Below are 14110 nucleotides of genomic sequence, written 5' to 3'. Positions count from 1 at the left end.
TGTTACCATAAACGCAAAGACAAAAGGAGAAATGACCATGAAGCGTACAGGGCTGTTACATCTATATTACGGTGATGGCAAGGGCAAGACCACCGCTGCCATGGGCCTTGCTTTGCGGGCCATGGGCAGCGGAAAGCGGGTGGTGATCCTGCAGTTCCTCAAAGGCGGCAAAAGCGGCGAGGTGCCGCTGCTGGAACAGCTGGGTGCAAAGGTGTACCGCGGCAAGGCGGGGCAGAAATTCGTGTTCCAGATGAACGAAGCGGAAAAGGAAGCCACCCGCCAGCTGCAGAATGCGAACCTCACAGCTGCCATGGCCGACCCTGCCGACCTGCTGATTTTGGACGAAGCAGGCAGCGCATGGGAACTGGATATGGTGGATAAAGCCCTGTTGCAAAAGGCTGTGCTGGAACGCCCGGCAGAGCAGGAATGCGTGCTTACTGCCCATGCTGCGCCACAGTGGATGCTGGACGCTGCGGACTATGCCACGGAGATGAAGTGCCACCGCCACCCTTACCAGAGGGGAATTTCCGCCCGGCAGGGCATTGAATACTGACCACGGCAGCAGGATACCGGGTGCATGAGTGAAAAGCGCAAAAACCGGGATGGGGTATTTTTCATCTTGCATTTAGCCCACTGGTGTGATATGATGAAGGCAAGAAATCATGCGTGCATTTTCTGAGCAGACCCACCACAGAACAGGGAACCGCTCCGCACCGCTGCCGGGCAGTTCCCGACGGCGTTTTGTTTGAAACTGCGGTTAGCGCTTCCTAACAGATTCTGCGTCAACGGGCCGATGCGCGCAGAAGATCTGGAGGGGAATAAAATGATTGAAACGATCGTAAAAGTAGATGGTATGATGTGCGGCATGTGCGAGAGCCATGTCAACGAAGCCGTGCGCAAGGCCTTCCCGGAGGTAAAAAGGGTGTCGTCCTCGCAGGCAAAAGCCCAGACGGTGATCCACTCGGAACAGCCGCTGGACGAGCAGAAGCTGCGGGATGCCATCAATGCAACCGGCTATGAGGTCAAGGGCGTAAGCAGTGCACCTTACGAGAAAAAAGGCTTTTTCTCGTTTTTGAAAAAGTAAGCAAACCTTAACACACATAAGGGAGGCGTATCTGGATGAGGATTCTGGTTTACGGTGCGGGCGTTTTGGGCTGCGAGCTGGCCCATGTGCTGATGCAGAACAAAAAGAACGTTGTCACGCTGCTTGCACGCGGAGAGTGGAAGGAAATGATCGACCAGAAGGGTTTGGTCATCCGCCACTGGGTGCAGCGCAAGACCACAACGGAACGGATCAAAACCGTGGACACTCTTGCCCCGGATGATTATTATGATCTCGTCTTTGTGGTCATGCAGGCGGGCCAGCTGCCGGATGTGCTTCCTGTGCTCAAGGCCAACAAGAGCCAGTATTTTGTGTTTGTGGGCAACAACCCGCAGGCAAAGCAGGTGCTGGAATTCATGCAGCGCCCGGCGGATAAGATCGCATTCGGCTTTCAGGGCACGGCAGGCCGCCGTGAACACGACCATGTGGTCAGTGTGTACGCCAGTGCTGGCATGACGGTGGGCGGTGCCACAACTCCGCTTTCTGGCACCTTCCGAACCCGGCTCAAGACCGCCTTTGACGGTGCAAAATACAAGCTGACCTTCTATGGCGATATGGATGAATGGCTCAAGTGCCACATTGCATTCGTTCTGCCGGCGTGCTATGTGTGCTATGCCTGCAACGGCGATCTGCACCGGGCCACCAAGCAGCAGCGCGGCGCCATTCTGGATGCCGCCTATGAAGCCTGCCTGATGCTCAAGGATGCGGGCATCCCGGTGAACGATGCCAACAACACCGATAATTTCCAGCCCGGCACATCGGCCCGCCGTAAGATGGAAGCGATGGTGTTTACCATGACAAAAACATCGCTGGGCAGATTGTGCGTTTCGGATCACGCCATGCACGCAGTGTCCGAAATGAAGTATCTGGACGAAGCGTTCGATGCTCTGCGCAGGCAGACCGGCACGGCAATGCCCATGTGGGAAAAGCTGCGCAATGAAATGCCCTCGTGGGATAGCCTGCAGCAGAACCGGAAAGCAGCAAAATAAAACAAAAAAGAAGCAAAGGCACTGCCGCTCCTGTTTTGGGTGCGGCAGTGCCTTTTTGTTTGGGTCTCATTTATTCCAGAAGTCCTGCAGGGCAGCGGCCAGTTCTTCACAGCTGCGCAGATAGCGGATATGCCGCCAGTGAGGAGGGAACAGCCGGATGTATTCCTGCTGGGCAAACCGGTCGTCCAGCAAAAGCACCGCACCTCTGTCTTCCGGCGTGCGGATCACGCGCCCTGCGGCCTGCAGTACCTTGTTCATGCCGGGATAGCGGTAGGCATAATCAAATCCAAAGCCGTTCTGTGCGTCATAATAACGGCGCAGCATTTCCTGCTGCGGATTTACCTGCGGCAGGCCCACACCCACAATGGCGCACCCGATCAGGCGGCTGCCTGCAAGATCAACTCCCTCACCAAAGATGCCGCCCATCACGCCAAAACCCAGAAGCGTTTCGGCCGGGTCCGGCACAAACTGAGCCAGAAATTCAGCCCGAGCGGCATCATCCAGCCGGCTTTCCTGCACAAGGGTGCGAATGCCCGGGTAACGTGCTGCAAAATCTTCGTGTACCTGCCGCAGATATGCGTAGCTTGGGAAAAAGGCAAAGTAGTTTCCCGTTCTGGCCTGCACCAGCCGGGCCAGTGCATCCGAAACTGCCTGCACGCTGGCTTCGCGGTCGCGGTAGCGGGTAGAGATATTCGGCAGGCAATACAGCCCCAGATTTTCAGCCGGGAAGGGACTGTCCAGTGCGACGGCACGTGCATCGCTGCAGCCCAGAACACTGCGGTAGAACGAGGGCGGAGCCAGTGTTGCACTGAACAGCGCTGCGCTGCGCCCTGCGGCAAGGCTGGCATCCACAAAAGGTGCCGGGTCCAGACACAGCAGCTGCAATTCAAGCTCTCTGCCGTGCACGGTAAGCTGAGTGACAAAGTGGCTGTCGTATCGTTCGGCGGCACGGGTGATGTCCTGTACAGCAAAATAAAGCTCCAGCAACTGTGCATGTACTTCGGCATCCGGGTTCGCTTCCAGCCAGTCCTGCAAAGGTGCCTGTACGGCCCGCAGCGGACTGAGCAGGGCAGAGGGCGGCTCCTGCAAAAATACAGTACTGCCCTGTGCATACAGCGGTTCGGGCAGTTCCAGTGCGGGGGCAGTGTTTTCAGGCAAAAGACTGGTCTGTGCCGGGTCTGCGGCATCGGTCTGGCTGCTGTGCCGGGGTGCAAGCTGTATGCAGGCTTTCCGGGCTTCCAGCAGGGCTTTGTCTGCTTTGGTCAGAGCGGTCTTTAAAGCACTTTTGCCCTTGCCCAATGCGCGTTTTGCCTCGGTCAGGCTGCTTTTACAAAAGCGTGCAGAATACATTGCTCTGGCTCTGTCGGGCAGATTATGTGCTTCATCGACCAAAAACAACCAGTCGCCGGAAGAATCAAAGAACCGCTTCAGGTGCACCACCGGATCGAACAGGTAATTGTAATCCCCAATGACCACATCGCACCACTCGCTCAGGTCTAGCCCCAGTTCAAAGGGACACACCGAAAAACGCTTTGCCGCCCCGGCCAGCGCTGCGCGGTCAAAGCTGCCGGTACCGTCCAGCAGAGCTGTCAGTGCATCCTTGATGCGGTCGTAGTAGCCGTTGGCGTAGGGACAAAGCTCCGGCAGGCAGGCGGGATGTCCCTCTGCGTCCGGATGCAGGCAGACCTTTTCCTTGGCGGTCAGCGTCACACTGCGCAGGGCAAGCTCTGGCTGGGCCGTATGCAGCCGGGTCAAGGCATCCTCGGCGGCAGTCTGGGTCGTGTTGCGGGCCGTGAGATAGAACAGCTTTTCTCCGTTGCCTTCGCCCATGGCTTTCAGCGCGGGGAAAAGCGCGCTCATGGTCTTGCCAATGCCGGTAGGAGCCTGACAGAACAGCCGCGTACCGCCCTTGCAGTCGGCGGTCTTGCCAGCGCGGCAGGCGCGGTAGATCTCGCCCGCCATAGCCCGCTGTCCGGGCCGGTACTGCGCAAACGGGAACTGCAGTGCCGCAAGGCTCTGAGTACGCTTTACATCCCACTCTATCCGGCGCTGCGCCCACGGAGCATACTGGCACAATAATTTGTCAAGAAATTCATCCAGCTCCTGCTGCGTAAAGCGGCGGATAAAGCGGATGATCTGATCGGTGTCTATCTGATAATAAGTCAGCCGGACGTTCAGTTCCGGCAGGCTTTGCTGTGTGGCATAAATGGCACCGTACACCATGCCCTGTGCCCAGTGGCAGGGGTTCATATCCTCAGTGATCTCTTCCGGCGGCACAGCGGTGGTCTTGATCTCATCAATGACTACCGTGCCAGTCTCATCGGTAAAAATGCCGTCAGCCCGGCCCTCAAGGGTAAAAGTGATGCCCTCTGCCTGCCGCTCTACGGAGAGAAATACCTCAGCCTGATAGCCGTCTCCGGCAGCTTTTTGCAATTTGCGGTGGATGTGGGCACCTTCCAGTGCACGGTCAAACCCTGTAAACCGGCTGTCAATGCTGCCGGTCCGCAGCAGAAATTCCACCAGCTGCCGGATGGGCAGATGAACCGTTGCCAAAGCATTTCACCTCCGCTTTTGGGATACACTGACGAACCGGTAATTCCTCTTCAGACACGATTCGGGCCATTCCATCGCCCGCCCGATTGCCTCACGGCAACAGGGTCCCACCCAAGCGGACGGTCTTCAGAGAAACTCCCGGTTCGTCGACGTAAACTGATTATTTCAGGCCGAACATCTCCATGCATTCTGCTGCCGCTTCATCCACTTTGCCAAAATCCACCGCTGCACGGTAATAGGTCTCCAACTCATCGTGGCAGCTCTTGGCCTGTGCCATCAGGGCACTGGCCTGTTCCAGCAGTTCGGCGGCAGCACGCTCGTTAAAGCGCAGCCGTGCCCGGTACGCTGCCAGATTTTCCCTGTCAAGGAAGCGGGTGCACCGCACAGCCTGCACACTGGGCAGATGCACCGGATGCCAGCGATTATCCGTCAGGAAGGCAAGCTTCAGCTCCGGGATCAGGATATGGTCGATCTTATCCTCCGGGTGCATGGCGCATGGACAGGTAATAATGTGGTAGCCCCGCGTCAGGGCTTCGGCACGAATCAGCTCCAGCAGCAGGCGGGACACCGCGCCGTAATCATCCCGGAACACGATAAACTTATCCGCCAATGCCTGTGCAGTGCCCTGATAAAACATTTCACCCTTGGGGGTGACGGCGGAAAGCAGGCGCAGCTCTTCGCTGCCAATGCCTTCCGTGCGCGGCATCACCCGGGTGCACAGCCGTTTGACATAACGGCGCACCTTGTCAAAATTGGCGCTGCAGGCTTCGGCGCGGCGGCTGTCCAGCAAAAGGCTGCCTGCCGATGCAATATATCGTGCAGCGCGGCTGCGCAGCAGGGCGTTGCGGGCAAACAGCGCCTTGACCTCATCGGTGCACTGGTGCAGCTTTTCTGTATCGATGGTGTGGTACAAACTCACCACCACTTCGTCCGCACCGGGAGCATCCGGCTCCACCACATGGGGTGCAGTGGCATCCACGATAGCCCTGTGCTGCCCGGGCAGGATCACGCCGTCCAGACTGTCCGGGTCGCTGGCACAGTGGATGCGCTGCGTCAGTTCGCCGCGCTGTTCGGCAGCACGGGCAAGCCGCTTCATCAGGGTGGATTTGCCGCAGCCCGGCCCGCTTTTGATTAGGTACATCTGCATACCGGGTTCGTGGCGCAGCGGTTCAAAATAGCCCTTGAAACCGGCAGGCGTTGTGGCACCCAGAAAGAAATCAATGGAATCATGTCGTGCAGTTTCCATAATCGAACACCTCTCTTTTTGTTTTAGAGTATGCAAAAGGAAGGTGTTTGGTTCTTGCAGCGGGAATGATTCAGTCTTTATGATAGGTATGTTTGCATACCGTTTCAATGTTGTCCCGCAGGGCAGTAAAATCAGCAAAGGCTGCAGGCTTGTTCTGCGGGCTGCGCAGCAGAGCGGCAGGGTGGAAGGTACCCATGAACAGGATGCCGCCCTTTTCGTACAGCTGGCCATGCTCCTTGGTCACGGAGAAATCCTTTCGGATCATCCGCTGGGCGGCAATGCGGCCAAGGCAGACCACGATCTTTGGCTTCAGCAGGCGGAACTGCTCCCGCAGCCAGGGCATACAGGCTTCGCTCTCAGCAGGCTGGGGGTCACGGTTCTGCGGCGGGCGGCACTTGACGATGTTTGCAATATAGCAGTTCTTCGTGCGGTCAAGGTCGATGGCAAACAGATATTTGTTCAGCAGCTGGCCGCTGCGCCCCACAAAGGGCAGACCCTGCTCATCCTCATTCTGGCCGGGGCCTTCGCCCACAAACAGAACTTCGGCATCTTCCACACCCTGACCGAACACCACATTGGTGCGGGTCTTGCACAGCTCGCAGCGGGTGCAGGCAAGACAGCTTGATCTTAATGTTTCCCAATCCATGGCGGCTTGATCTCCTCTTGAAACGGTATGATACTTAATTCACAAATCGGAACAGCTTTTCTCCTAAAATAATAGTACAAAATCTAGGATGGTACGATGCATTGCATGAAATGACGAATCCACTCAATGCCTCTTTTAGTATACGACTTTTCGGCAACATCATCAATACAGTGGCCGGCAATCTTTTTAATGACATGCTCATCCACACCGGCTTTCTTTGCCGTGGTGACGAACGGAACACGACCATCATGAGGACGATGCCGGGGGGACAAGGCCTAAAGCATTCACGACGAATGCGTTGCCCTTTCTGTGTGTGTTTTGGCTGGCGACTTAACGATACCACAGGACGATTCACTCGTCATGGATGTGGAGAAATCACACGATAAAACGTTACTTTATCAAAAGAATAAACAAAGAGTATCTCCACGCGTTGATTTTAAATCAATCCACAGTGATGATTGAAAACGATTACACACGCAGATTTCAAAGCACTTATACAAATTGTATCTGCTTTCTCTTTGCAGAGCGCGGCTGGATGTGTTATAATCAAAATAGTTTTCTGCGATGCATTTTCAGGCGGTAGTGCCGGACGGCAGCGCGGGAGAAACCGGATAGCGGGAGAGTGGAACTTTTGGAGTTGGAACAGGCAAAAAAGCGCGTGGAAGAATTGCGCGCTGTGATCGAGAAAAACAATCGGCTTTACTATGATCAGGATGCCCCGGAGCTTGAAGATTTTGAGTATGATGCTCTGACCCGGGAACTGAAAGAATTGGAAGCGCAGTTTCCGCAGCTGGTCACGGCATCGTCGCCTACCCAGAAGGTAGGCGGCACGGCCAGCAGCAAGCTGCCCAAGGTGACCCATGCGGTAAAAATGGAAAGCCTGCTGGATGCATTTTCGTATGATGAGCTGCGGGATTTTGACCGCCGCGTGCGGGAAGCCGGCATAGAGCCGGAGTATGTGGTGGAGATCAAGATCGATGGCCTTTCCTGCAGTCTGGAATACGAAAACGGTGAGCTGGTTCGTGCCTCTACCCGCGGCGATGGCGTGGTGGGCGAGGACGTGACCGCCAATGTCCGCGCCATCCGCAGCATTCCCAAAAAGTTGAAGGATGCACCGGAATTTCTGGAAGTGCGCGGTGAGGTATATATGCCGCATGGCGCGTTCCAGAAGCTGTGTGCAGAGCAGGAGCTGCAGGGCGCAGCGCCCTTTAAAAATCCGCGCAATGCGGCTGCCGGTTCGCTGCGCCAGAAGGATGCAAAGATCACCGGAAGCCGGGGCCTTTCTATCTTTGTTTTCAATGTGCAGCAGATCCGCGGCAAAACGCTTACCAAGCATGCTGAAAGTCTGGATTACCTCAAGAGCCTTGGCCTGCCGGTCTCGCCGCGCTATCATATCGTGCATGACATTGAGCAGGCCATTGCCGAGATCGAGCAGATCGGCCAGAACCGTGCCAAACTGGATTTTGATATGGATGGTGCAGTGATCAAGGTGAACGATTTTGCACAGCGCGATTTGATGGGTTCCACCAACAAATTCCCACGCTGGGCAATTGCGTTTAAGTATCCGCCAGAGGTAAAGGAGACAACGCTGCGCAGCATTGAGGTCGCAGTTGGCCGCACTGGTGTTCTTACCCCGACGGCCTGCTTTGACCCTGTCTTTCTGGCGGGTACTACCGTTGCCCGCGCGACCCTGCACAATGAGGATTTTATCCATCAGTTCGGCCTTTGCATCGGCGATACCATTCAGGTGCGCAAGGCGGGTGATATCATCCCGGAAGTGATCGGTGTTACCCATCACGCAGAGGATGCACAGCCCTATGAGATGCCCACGGTCTGCCCCTCCTGCGGTGCACCAGTCGTTCATCTGGAGGATGAAGCAGCTCTGCGCTGTGTTAACCCCGAGTGCCCGGCACAGGCACTGCGCAATATCATCCATTTTGCTTCCCGCGATGCAATGGATATCGAGGGCCTTGGCACAGCAGTTGCCACCCAGCTGGTGGAGAAGGACATGGTGCACTCCGCAGCGGATATCTACACGCTGACGCGGGAACAGCTGCTGACGCTGGATAAGTTCAAGGAAAAGAGCGCCGATAACCTGCTGAACGCCATCGAGGCTTCCAAGCAGAACAATCTGGATAAGCTCCTGTTCGGATTTGGCATCCGCAACATTGGCGATAAAGCTGCAGCCCTGCTGGCAGAGCATTTCGGTACGCTGCAGGCTGTCCGGGAAGCAAGTGCAGAGCAGATCAGCGAGATCGATGGGTTTGGCGGCGTAATGGCGCAGAGCGTCGTGGAATTCTTTGCAAAAGAGGGAACGACCGACCTTGTCCATCGTCTGGCCGATGCCGGATTGAATATGCAGTGGAAGGGCGAACCGAAGGGCGATAAGCTGGCAGGGAAAACGCTGGTGGTCACCGGCACGCTGGAAACTCTTTCCCGCAATGAGGCGGAAGCACTGATCGTGAAAAACGGTGGTAAGGCCAGCGGTTCTGTTTCAAAGAAAACGGCCTATGTTGTGGCAGGCACGGCAGCAGGCTCCAAACTGACCAAGGCGCAGGCGCTTGGCATCCCGGTGCTGACCGAGGCAGAATTTCTGGCAATGATCAGCGACGAAAACACCTGATAAAACCGCTCCAATGGATATCCCCGCAGTTTTGTGCTGCGGGGATATTTTTATGTCCGCAGGTTCTATCCGGCAGGGACAGGCATATACTCATAGCAGGCAATGAGCCTGAAAAAGGAGAGGACAGTGTGGATGAGTATTATCGGGCGATACGCCTGCTTCCCTCATGGCTGGCCGGGCCATTGGGACAGCTGCCAGCACAGACGGCAGCGCAGATCCATGAACTTCGGTTCCGGACAGGCTGTGGTGTTTTTGTTACACTGTCGGGTCGGCAGCTCCCGCTGCAGGACCTGCCGGAGTGCCCGCTGCAGCTGAGGGAGTGTGTATTGGATCAGTTTCAGATCGAAGAGATCTTTCACACCCTGTGCGGCGGCGCGGTACATGCACACCAGACGGAGCTTGCGCATGGATTTCTGACCACACCCTCCGGCTGCCGGGTGGGTGTGGCAGGACGCTATGTGGATCGCGACGGCCAGACGGTTCTGCAGCAGGTGCAGGGGTTGAACCTGCGCATTGCAAGGGCGGTTCCGGTACAGCTGCCGGACGAACTTCTGGTGCAACTGAAAAAGCATTTTATTGGGATGCTTTTGGTCGGCGAGCCGGACAGCGGCAAGACGACGCTGCTGCGTCAGATCGCACGAGAACTGGCCGGGATGCAGCGGCGAGCCTGCGTGGTGGACGAGCGCTGCGAAATCTTTCCGCCGGGTGATTCCGAGAAGATGCCGCCGCTGGATCTGCTGTCCGGCATCCCTAAGGAACGGGCTGTGCAGATGGCACTGCGCACGCTTTCGCCGCAGGTTATTTTGCTGGACGAGCTGGGCACGCTTGCCGAAACTGCAGCGCTGGAACAGGGCCTTTACAGCGGGGTGGACTTTGTTGCAAGCGTCCATGCCGCAAGCGTAGAAGAAGCCGCCCGGCGGCCGCAGGTGCAGGCGCTGCAGCGGCATGGAATGCTGCGTGTATTTGTACTGCTGCACGGCTGCACAACGCCGGGAAAAGTCCGGCGGGTCTGCACGGTATGATGCGGCTTTTCCATTGGGCAGCGGCTGCACTGCTCCTGCTGTGCGGGTGGCTGACCGGCTCTGCATTTCAGGCCAGAACAGAGCAGCATATCCTGCAGTTGCAGCGCACCGTGGAGCTGCTGCAGCGCATCCGGCAGGAGATCGCTTACCGCAGGCTGGATCTGGAACAGCTGCAGCGGTGTCTCGTGCAGGAAAAGCTGTTGGAAAGCGATGCAGCACCTAAACTGCAGGAAATTCCGGCACCGGAAAGATTTGATGATGCGGAACGCCTTTGCTTTGAGCAGTGCTTTGCCGGCCTTGGCCAAAGCGAAGCGGCACAGGAATGCGAACGACTGGATTATTACTCTGCCCGTTTTGAAGCATTCCTGCACCAGGCGCAGCAGAAAGCGGCATCCGGGCAAGGCTTACCGTGCAGGCTTGGCCTTGCAGCCGGTGCGGTGGCAGCACTGATTCTTTTGTAGTGGCAGGAGGACGAAAACTTGGAGATCGATCTTGTGTTCAAAATTGCAGCGATCGGTATTATCGTGGCAGTCCTGAACCAGCTGCTGATCCGTTCCGGCCGGGAGGATCAGGCCATGATGACGACCCTTGCGGGTCTTGTGGTAGTGCTTTCCATCCTTGTCAAGCAGATCAGCGCACTGTTCGTTACCATCAAGTCGCTGTTTGCACTATGAGTACATCTTTTTCCATTCTGGGGGCAGTGGTCGTCTTTGCAGCGGCGCAGCTTCTGCTGCGGAAGGATGCACCGGCCTATGCGTTTCTGCTGTCCGTTGGCGCAGCATTGTTTGTGCTGCTGCAGCTTGGAGCGGTGGTGCAGGAGCTGCTTCGGAATGTACTGGCTTTCAGCCGCCGGGTGGACGGGCCTGCATTTGCCTGCCTGCTGCGCTGTGCCGGAATTTTGCTGCTGACCGATTACGCGCGGACCCTGTGCGAAGAAGCTGGTGCGGACACTCTGGCATGGTGCGCCGGGTTTGCGGGCCGATGTTTGGTTCTGGCGGCAGCATTTCCTCTGCTGGAAGAGATCTGCCAGAAGATCTGGGGGCTTGCCGCATGATAAAAAAATTCCTGCAAAAAGCGGCAGCGTTTGTATTGTGCACAGTATGCTTTCTGGCTTTTGCACCTGATGCCGCTGCGGCACAGCTGCAGGGCCTGCCCGGACAGGAGCTTTGGCAGCCTTATCTGGAAAAAGCTCCGCAAAGCGCAGAGTCCTTTGCCAAAGATCCGCTCAAAGCTCTGCTTGCGCTCCTGCCGGGATCACCGGCAGAGATGATCCGGCAGATGGCACACTGCTATGCGGATGTTCTGCTGTTTTTACTGTTGTTGATCGTGCTTTCATTTCTGGTGGGAGGAGCAGCCGACAGCGCTTTGTTGGAACTGGCTGCGGCTGTGGGCTGCGGCACTCTTTTGTGGGGAGATCTGATCAGCCTTGCACAGCTGACCTGTGAGCGGATGGAGGGGTGGAAAAACTACCTTCTGGGTTTTCTTCCGGTGTACAGCGGTGTGCTCGCTGCCGGTGGAGAGGTGAATGCCAGCACAGCGGCAAGCGGTCTGCTGCTGACCGGGCTGTGCTTTCTGGCACAGGGTACGGTGCTTGTGGTCAGTCCGCTGCTGCAGAGCTACCTTGCGGTAAGCATGGCGTGCTGCATCAGCACTCAGCAGGGGCTTTCGGAAACGTGCCGTGTCATGGGCGCGTTGCTGCGCAGGGGGCTTGTCTGGGCTGGGCGGATTTTTGCAGTGCTGTTAGGGCTGCAAAGAGCGGTAACAGTTCAGCTGGACCGTTCTGCACTGCGGTTGGGCCAGCTGCTTACCGGCGGCGTGCCGGTGATCGGGCAGGCTCTGAGCGATACGGCAGAAGTATTTCTTGCCGGGATGCAGCTGCTCAAAAGCAGTCTGGGTTTTGCGGCACTTGCCGTGATCGGGGCCGAATTTCTGCCACTGTATCTGCAGCTTCTGCTCCATTTGCTATTCCTTGCAGGATGCAGGCTTCTGTGCGGCCTTGCGGAGAACCGGCGCTGTCAGGCGCTGTTTGACTGCATGGCCGAAGCGGTAAAATGCATGGCAGCAGTAACGGCACTGTTTTTTGAACTGCTGACGGTAGGCGTGGGGCTTCTGATGATGACGGGAGGCGGATAGGAAATGCACGCATTTCAGACGGCGGCATCGGCGTTCTGCATTGCCTGTATCTGTGCGGAGATCACGACGCTGCTGGTGGGCGCAGGCTGGGCGGGCAGATGCATAAAAGCCGTTGCCGGGCTATATATTCTAGTGATCCTGTTCCGGCTGGCTCCGCAGATGAAGCTGGAACTGAAAAGTGCAGCGGCGGCTGCTCCGGCAGCGGTCAGCATCCAGAGTACGGAGACATCGCTCTTACAGGGAACGCAGGAACGGCTGGAAGCGGATCTTTGCGCAGAGTGTGAGCGGCGCTTTGGTACAAAGGTGAAACTGGAGATCACACTGACCCGGACAGAACAGACCGTTCGGGCAGAAAAGGTGCTTGTGATCCTCCCGTCGGCGTGCACATCCGCAGAGCAGAGCCGGATCGCGGCATATCTGCAGCAGGAGCTTGGCATGGCACCGATACTGGAAGTGCAGGAGGACACCGAATGAAAGAAGCAGGGGGCATTTCGTTCGGAGATTCCGTGAAAGATTTTGCCCGGAAATGCAAAGGGAAACAGGGCAGAGCAAGGCTTGCTGCGGCAGTAGGCGTTCTGGCAATGCTGCTGATCCTGCTGTCGGAACTTTTTCCGCAGAACACGGCAGCGGGCAGCACAAAAAACACAAAGCCTGTCCAGAGCAGCACGGAATATCAGGCACAGCTGGAGAACCGGCTGGAACATCTGATCTCACAGATGAGCGGTGCGGGCAAAACGACCGTGATGGTCACGCTGGAGACTGGGGAAGAAGCCATTTATGCGCTGGATACACAATCCGGAGAAATGCAGTCCCAGCAGACCCATGTTCTGCTGGAAGATGGTTCAGCCCTGACCGAAACGGTATGTCTGCCGCAGGTGTGCGGTGTGGCCGTGCTGTGCGAGGGCGGCGGAGACATCCGCGTTGCTGCCCGGATCACCGAACTGGTAAGCGCACTGCTGGATCTGCCATCCAACCGCATTTGTGTGGAACAGCGCAAGGGCTGAGACCCTGCAGCTTTTATAAGGAGGAACGATTTATGAGAGCACTTTCCAGAAATACCCGCAGGGCCACAGCTGTTACATTGGCTGCCGCACTGGTGATCGCCGTATACTTGAACTGGCAGTACGCCCGCAGCGATGTGCCCACGGAACTGCCGGACAATGCTGCAATGGTCGCGGCAGAGGCTGAGGATGTCCCGGTACAGGCGCAGACGGTTCTGGATGAGCTGCCCACAGAGGCCGAAGCGGTGTCCAGCGCCAACAAAAACTATGGTGAAGCGCAGCTTGTAAGCGTTGCCAGTGACAGCGGTGCAAAGTTTTTTGAGCAGGCTCGGCTTAAGCGACAGAAGGCCCACGATGAGGCGATGGATTCCATCAAGAAAACGATGAAATCCTCGTCGCTTTCCGCAGAGGAAAAGAAGGAATATACCGCCCAGATGACCGCAAATCTGGAAGATCTGAATGCGGAGAATGAGATCGAAACGCTGATCAAAGCCAAAGGTTTTGCAGACTGCCTGTGCTTTTTGCAGTCCGGCCGGGCAGACCTTACCGTGATGACCTCCGGTGAACCGCTCACAGCGGCACAGGTGGCACAGATCCGGGATGTGGTGCTGAACAAAAGCACTGTGACTGCCCAGAACATCACGGTGGTGGAGGTCAAATAAGAAGGTGCGGCAGAGTTTTCCGAAACAAGTATTGAAATCGCACCCGCTTTGATGGTATAATAACTCTATCAATAAAGAATGATGTTGTCCTGCGTATGGCATTGATCGTTTCAGGCAGGACCATTTCAAACAA

At 56.7% G+C, this 14110-nt stretch carries 15 protein-coding genes; 12 read left to right on the top strand and 3 right to left on the bottom strand.

Annotated elements, in window-relative coordinates; genetic code table 11:
- Nucleotides 1-37: 37 nt before the first annotated feature.
- From WMO17_RS02360 to WMO17_RS02350, 3 genes are all read left to right on the top strand, one after another.
- Nucleotides 38-553: a cob(I)yrinic acid a,c-diamide adenosyltransferase gene (locus WMO17_RS02360; protein ID WP_097775481.1), complete on the top strand. Its 516-nt coding sequence runs from the start codon at nt 38-40 to the stop codon at nt 551-553.
- A gap of 270 nt (nt 554-823) precedes the next feature.
- Nucleotides 824-1084 (top strand): heavy-metal-associated domain-containing protein, encoded by a 261-nt coding sequence (locus WMO17_RS02355; RefSeq protein ID WP_044953687.1) that lies wholly within the window; start codon nt 824-826, stop codon nt 1082-1084.
- 35 nt (nt 1085-1119) lie between these two features.
- On the top strand, nt 1120-2091 hold the full coding sequence (locus tag WMO17_RS02350) for a ketopantoate reductase family protein (RefSeq protein WP_005942013.1): 972 nt from the start codon (nt 1120-1122) through the stop codon (nt 2089-2091).
- A gap of 66 nt (nt 2092-2157) precedes the next feature.
- Here WMO17_RS02350 and WMO17_RS02345 read toward each other — a convergent pair whose 3' ends face one another.
- The 3 genes from WMO17_RS02345 to WMO17_RS02335 form a co-directional block, all read right to left on the bottom strand.
- Entirely contained in the window at nt 2158-4644 is a 2487-nt protein-coding gene (locus WMO17_RS02345) for an ATP-dependent DNA helicase (RefSeq protein WP_154255702.1), read from the bottom strand.
- A 160-nt stretch (nt 4645-4804) separates the two neighbouring features.
- Nucleotides 4805-5890, bottom strand: a complete 1086-nt coding sequence (locus WMO17_RS02340; protein ID WP_207698067.1) for a hypothetical protein — start codon at nt 5888-5890, stop codon at nt 4805-4807.
- Nucleotides 5891-5960: 70 nt separating this feature from the next.
- Nucleotides 5961-6536 carry a uracil-DNA glycosylase gene (locus WMO17_RS02335; protein ID WP_349137399.1) on the bottom strand — a complete coding sequence of 192 codons (576 nt, stop codon included), beginning with the start codon at nt 6534-6536 and terminating at the stop codon, nt 5961-5963.
- Nucleotides 6537-7158: 622 nt separating this feature from the next.
- Between WMO17_RS02335 and ligA the strand changes: the two genes are divergently transcribed.
- The 9 genes from ligA (at nt 7159) to WMO17_RS02290 (ending at nt 13977) form a co-directional block, all read left to right on the top strand.
- Nucleotides 7159-9159, top strand: coding sequence for an NAD-dependent DNA ligase LigA (ligA, locus tag WMO17_RS02330; RefSeq protein WP_173012910.1), 2001 nt, complete (start codon nt 7159-7161; stop codon nt 9157-9159).
- Between the two features lie 128 nt (nt 9160-9287).
- Complete coding sequence (locus WMO17_RS02325; RefSeq protein WP_349137398.1) at nt 9288-10181, top strand: ATPase, T2SS/T4P/T4SS family; 894 nt, start codon at nt 9288-9290, stop codon at nt 10179-10181.
- Complete coding sequence (locus WMO17_RS02320) at nt 10178-10642, top strand: hypothetical protein (protein WP_294647422.1); 465 nt, start codon at nt 10178-10180, stop codon at nt 10640-10642. The genes WMO17_RS02325 and WMO17_RS02320 overlap by 4 nt, the downstream gene beginning before the upstream one ends.
- Nucleotides 10643-10660: 18 nt before the next feature.
- Entirely contained in the window at nt 10661-10855 is a 195-nt protein-coding gene (gene spoIIIAC / locus WMO17_RS02315; RefSeq protein WP_005942027.1) for a stage III sporulation protein AC, read from the top strand.
- Nucleotides 10852-11235 carry a stage III sporulation protein AD gene (locus WMO17_RS02310; protein ID WP_349137397.1) on the top strand — a complete coding sequence of 128 codons (384 nt, stop codon included), beginning with the start codon at nt 10852-10854 and terminating at the stop codon, nt 11233-11235. Before spoIIIAC ends, WMO17_RS02310 begins: the two co-directional genes overlap by 4 nt.
- Entirely contained in the window at nt 11232-12314 is a 1083-nt protein-coding gene (locus tag WMO17_RS02305) for a stage III sporulation protein AE (protein ID WP_349137396.1), read from the top strand. Before WMO17_RS02310 ends, WMO17_RS02305 begins: the two co-directional genes overlap by 4 nt.
- A gap of 3 nt (nt 12315-12317) precedes the next feature.
- Entirely contained in the window at nt 12318-12788 is a 471-nt protein-coding gene (locus WMO17_RS02300; RefSeq protein ID WP_349137395.1) for a hypothetical protein, read from the top strand.
- Entirely contained in the window at nt 12785-13318 is a 534-nt protein-coding gene (locus WMO17_RS02295; protein WP_005942035.1) for a SpoIIIAG-related protein, read from the top strand. The genes WMO17_RS02300 and WMO17_RS02295 overlap by 4 nt, the downstream gene beginning before the upstream one ends.
- A 32-nt stretch (nt 13319-13350) precedes the next feature.
- Nucleotides 13351-13977 carry a SpoIIIAH-like family protein gene (locus WMO17_RS02290; protein ID WP_005942037.1) on the top strand — a complete coding sequence of 209 codons (627 nt, stop codon included), beginning with the start codon at nt 13351-13353 and terminating at the stop codon, nt 13975-13977.
- Nucleotides 13978-14110: the final 133 nt, after the last annotated feature.

This window comes from Faecalibacterium faecis, from assembly GCF_040096475.1.
GTDB lineage: Bacteria > Bacillota > Clostridia > Oscillospirales > Ruminococcaceae > Faecalibacterium > Faecalibacterium taiwanense.
The sequence above is the reverse complement of the archived record's forward strand: the minus strand, read 5'-3'. Positions and strand labels throughout refer to the sequence as shown.

What these genes read in the sequence shown, in the direction of transcription:
- WMO17_RS02360 (WP_097775481.1), top strand. Translation starts at nt 38, where the DNA reads ATGAAGCGTACAGGGCTGTTACATCTATATTACGGTGATGGCAAGGGC.
- WMO17_RS02355 (WP_044953687.1), top strand. Translation starts at nt 824, where the DNA reads ATGATTGAAACGATCGTAAAAGTAGATGGTATGATGTGCGGCATGTGC.
- WMO17_RS02350 (WP_005942013.1), top strand. Translation starts at nt 1,120, where the DNA reads ATGAGGATTCTGGTTTACGGTGCGGGCGTTTTGGGCTGCGAGCTGGCC.
- WMO17_RS02340 (WP_207698067.1), bottom strand. Translation starts at nt 5,890, where the DNA reads ATGGAAACTGCACGACATGATTCCATTGATTTCTTTCTGGGTGCCACA.
- WMO17_RS02335 (WP_349137399.1), bottom strand. Translation starts at nt 6,536, where the DNA reads ATGGATTGGGAAACATTAAGATCAAGCTGTCTTGCCTGCACCCGCTGC.
- WMO17_RS02320 (WP_294647422.1), top strand. Translation starts at nt 10,178, where the DNA reads ATGATGCGGCTTTTCCATTGGGCAGCGGCTGCACTGCTCCTGCTGTGC.
- WMO17_RS02310 (WP_349137397.1), top strand. Translation starts at nt 10,852, where the DNA reads ATGAGTACATCTTTTTCCATTCTGGGGGCAGTGGTCGTCTTTGCAGCG.
- WMO17_RS02305 (WP_349137396.1), top strand. Translation starts at nt 11,232, where the DNA reads ATGATAAAAAAATTCCTGCAAAAAGCGGCAGCGTTTGTATTGTGCACA.
- WMO17_RS02300 (WP_349137395.1), top strand. Translation starts at nt 12,318, where the DNA reads ATGCACGCATTTCAGACGGCGGCATCGGCGTTCTGCATTGCCTGTATC.
- WMO17_RS02295 (WP_005942035.1), top strand. Translation starts at nt 12,785, where the DNA reads ATGAAAGAAGCAGGGGGCATTTCGTTCGGAGATTCCGTGAAAGATTTT.
- WMO17_RS02290 (WP_005942037.1), top strand. Translation starts at nt 13,351, where the DNA reads ATGAGAGCACTTTCCAGAAATACCCGCAGGGCCACAGCTGTTACATTG.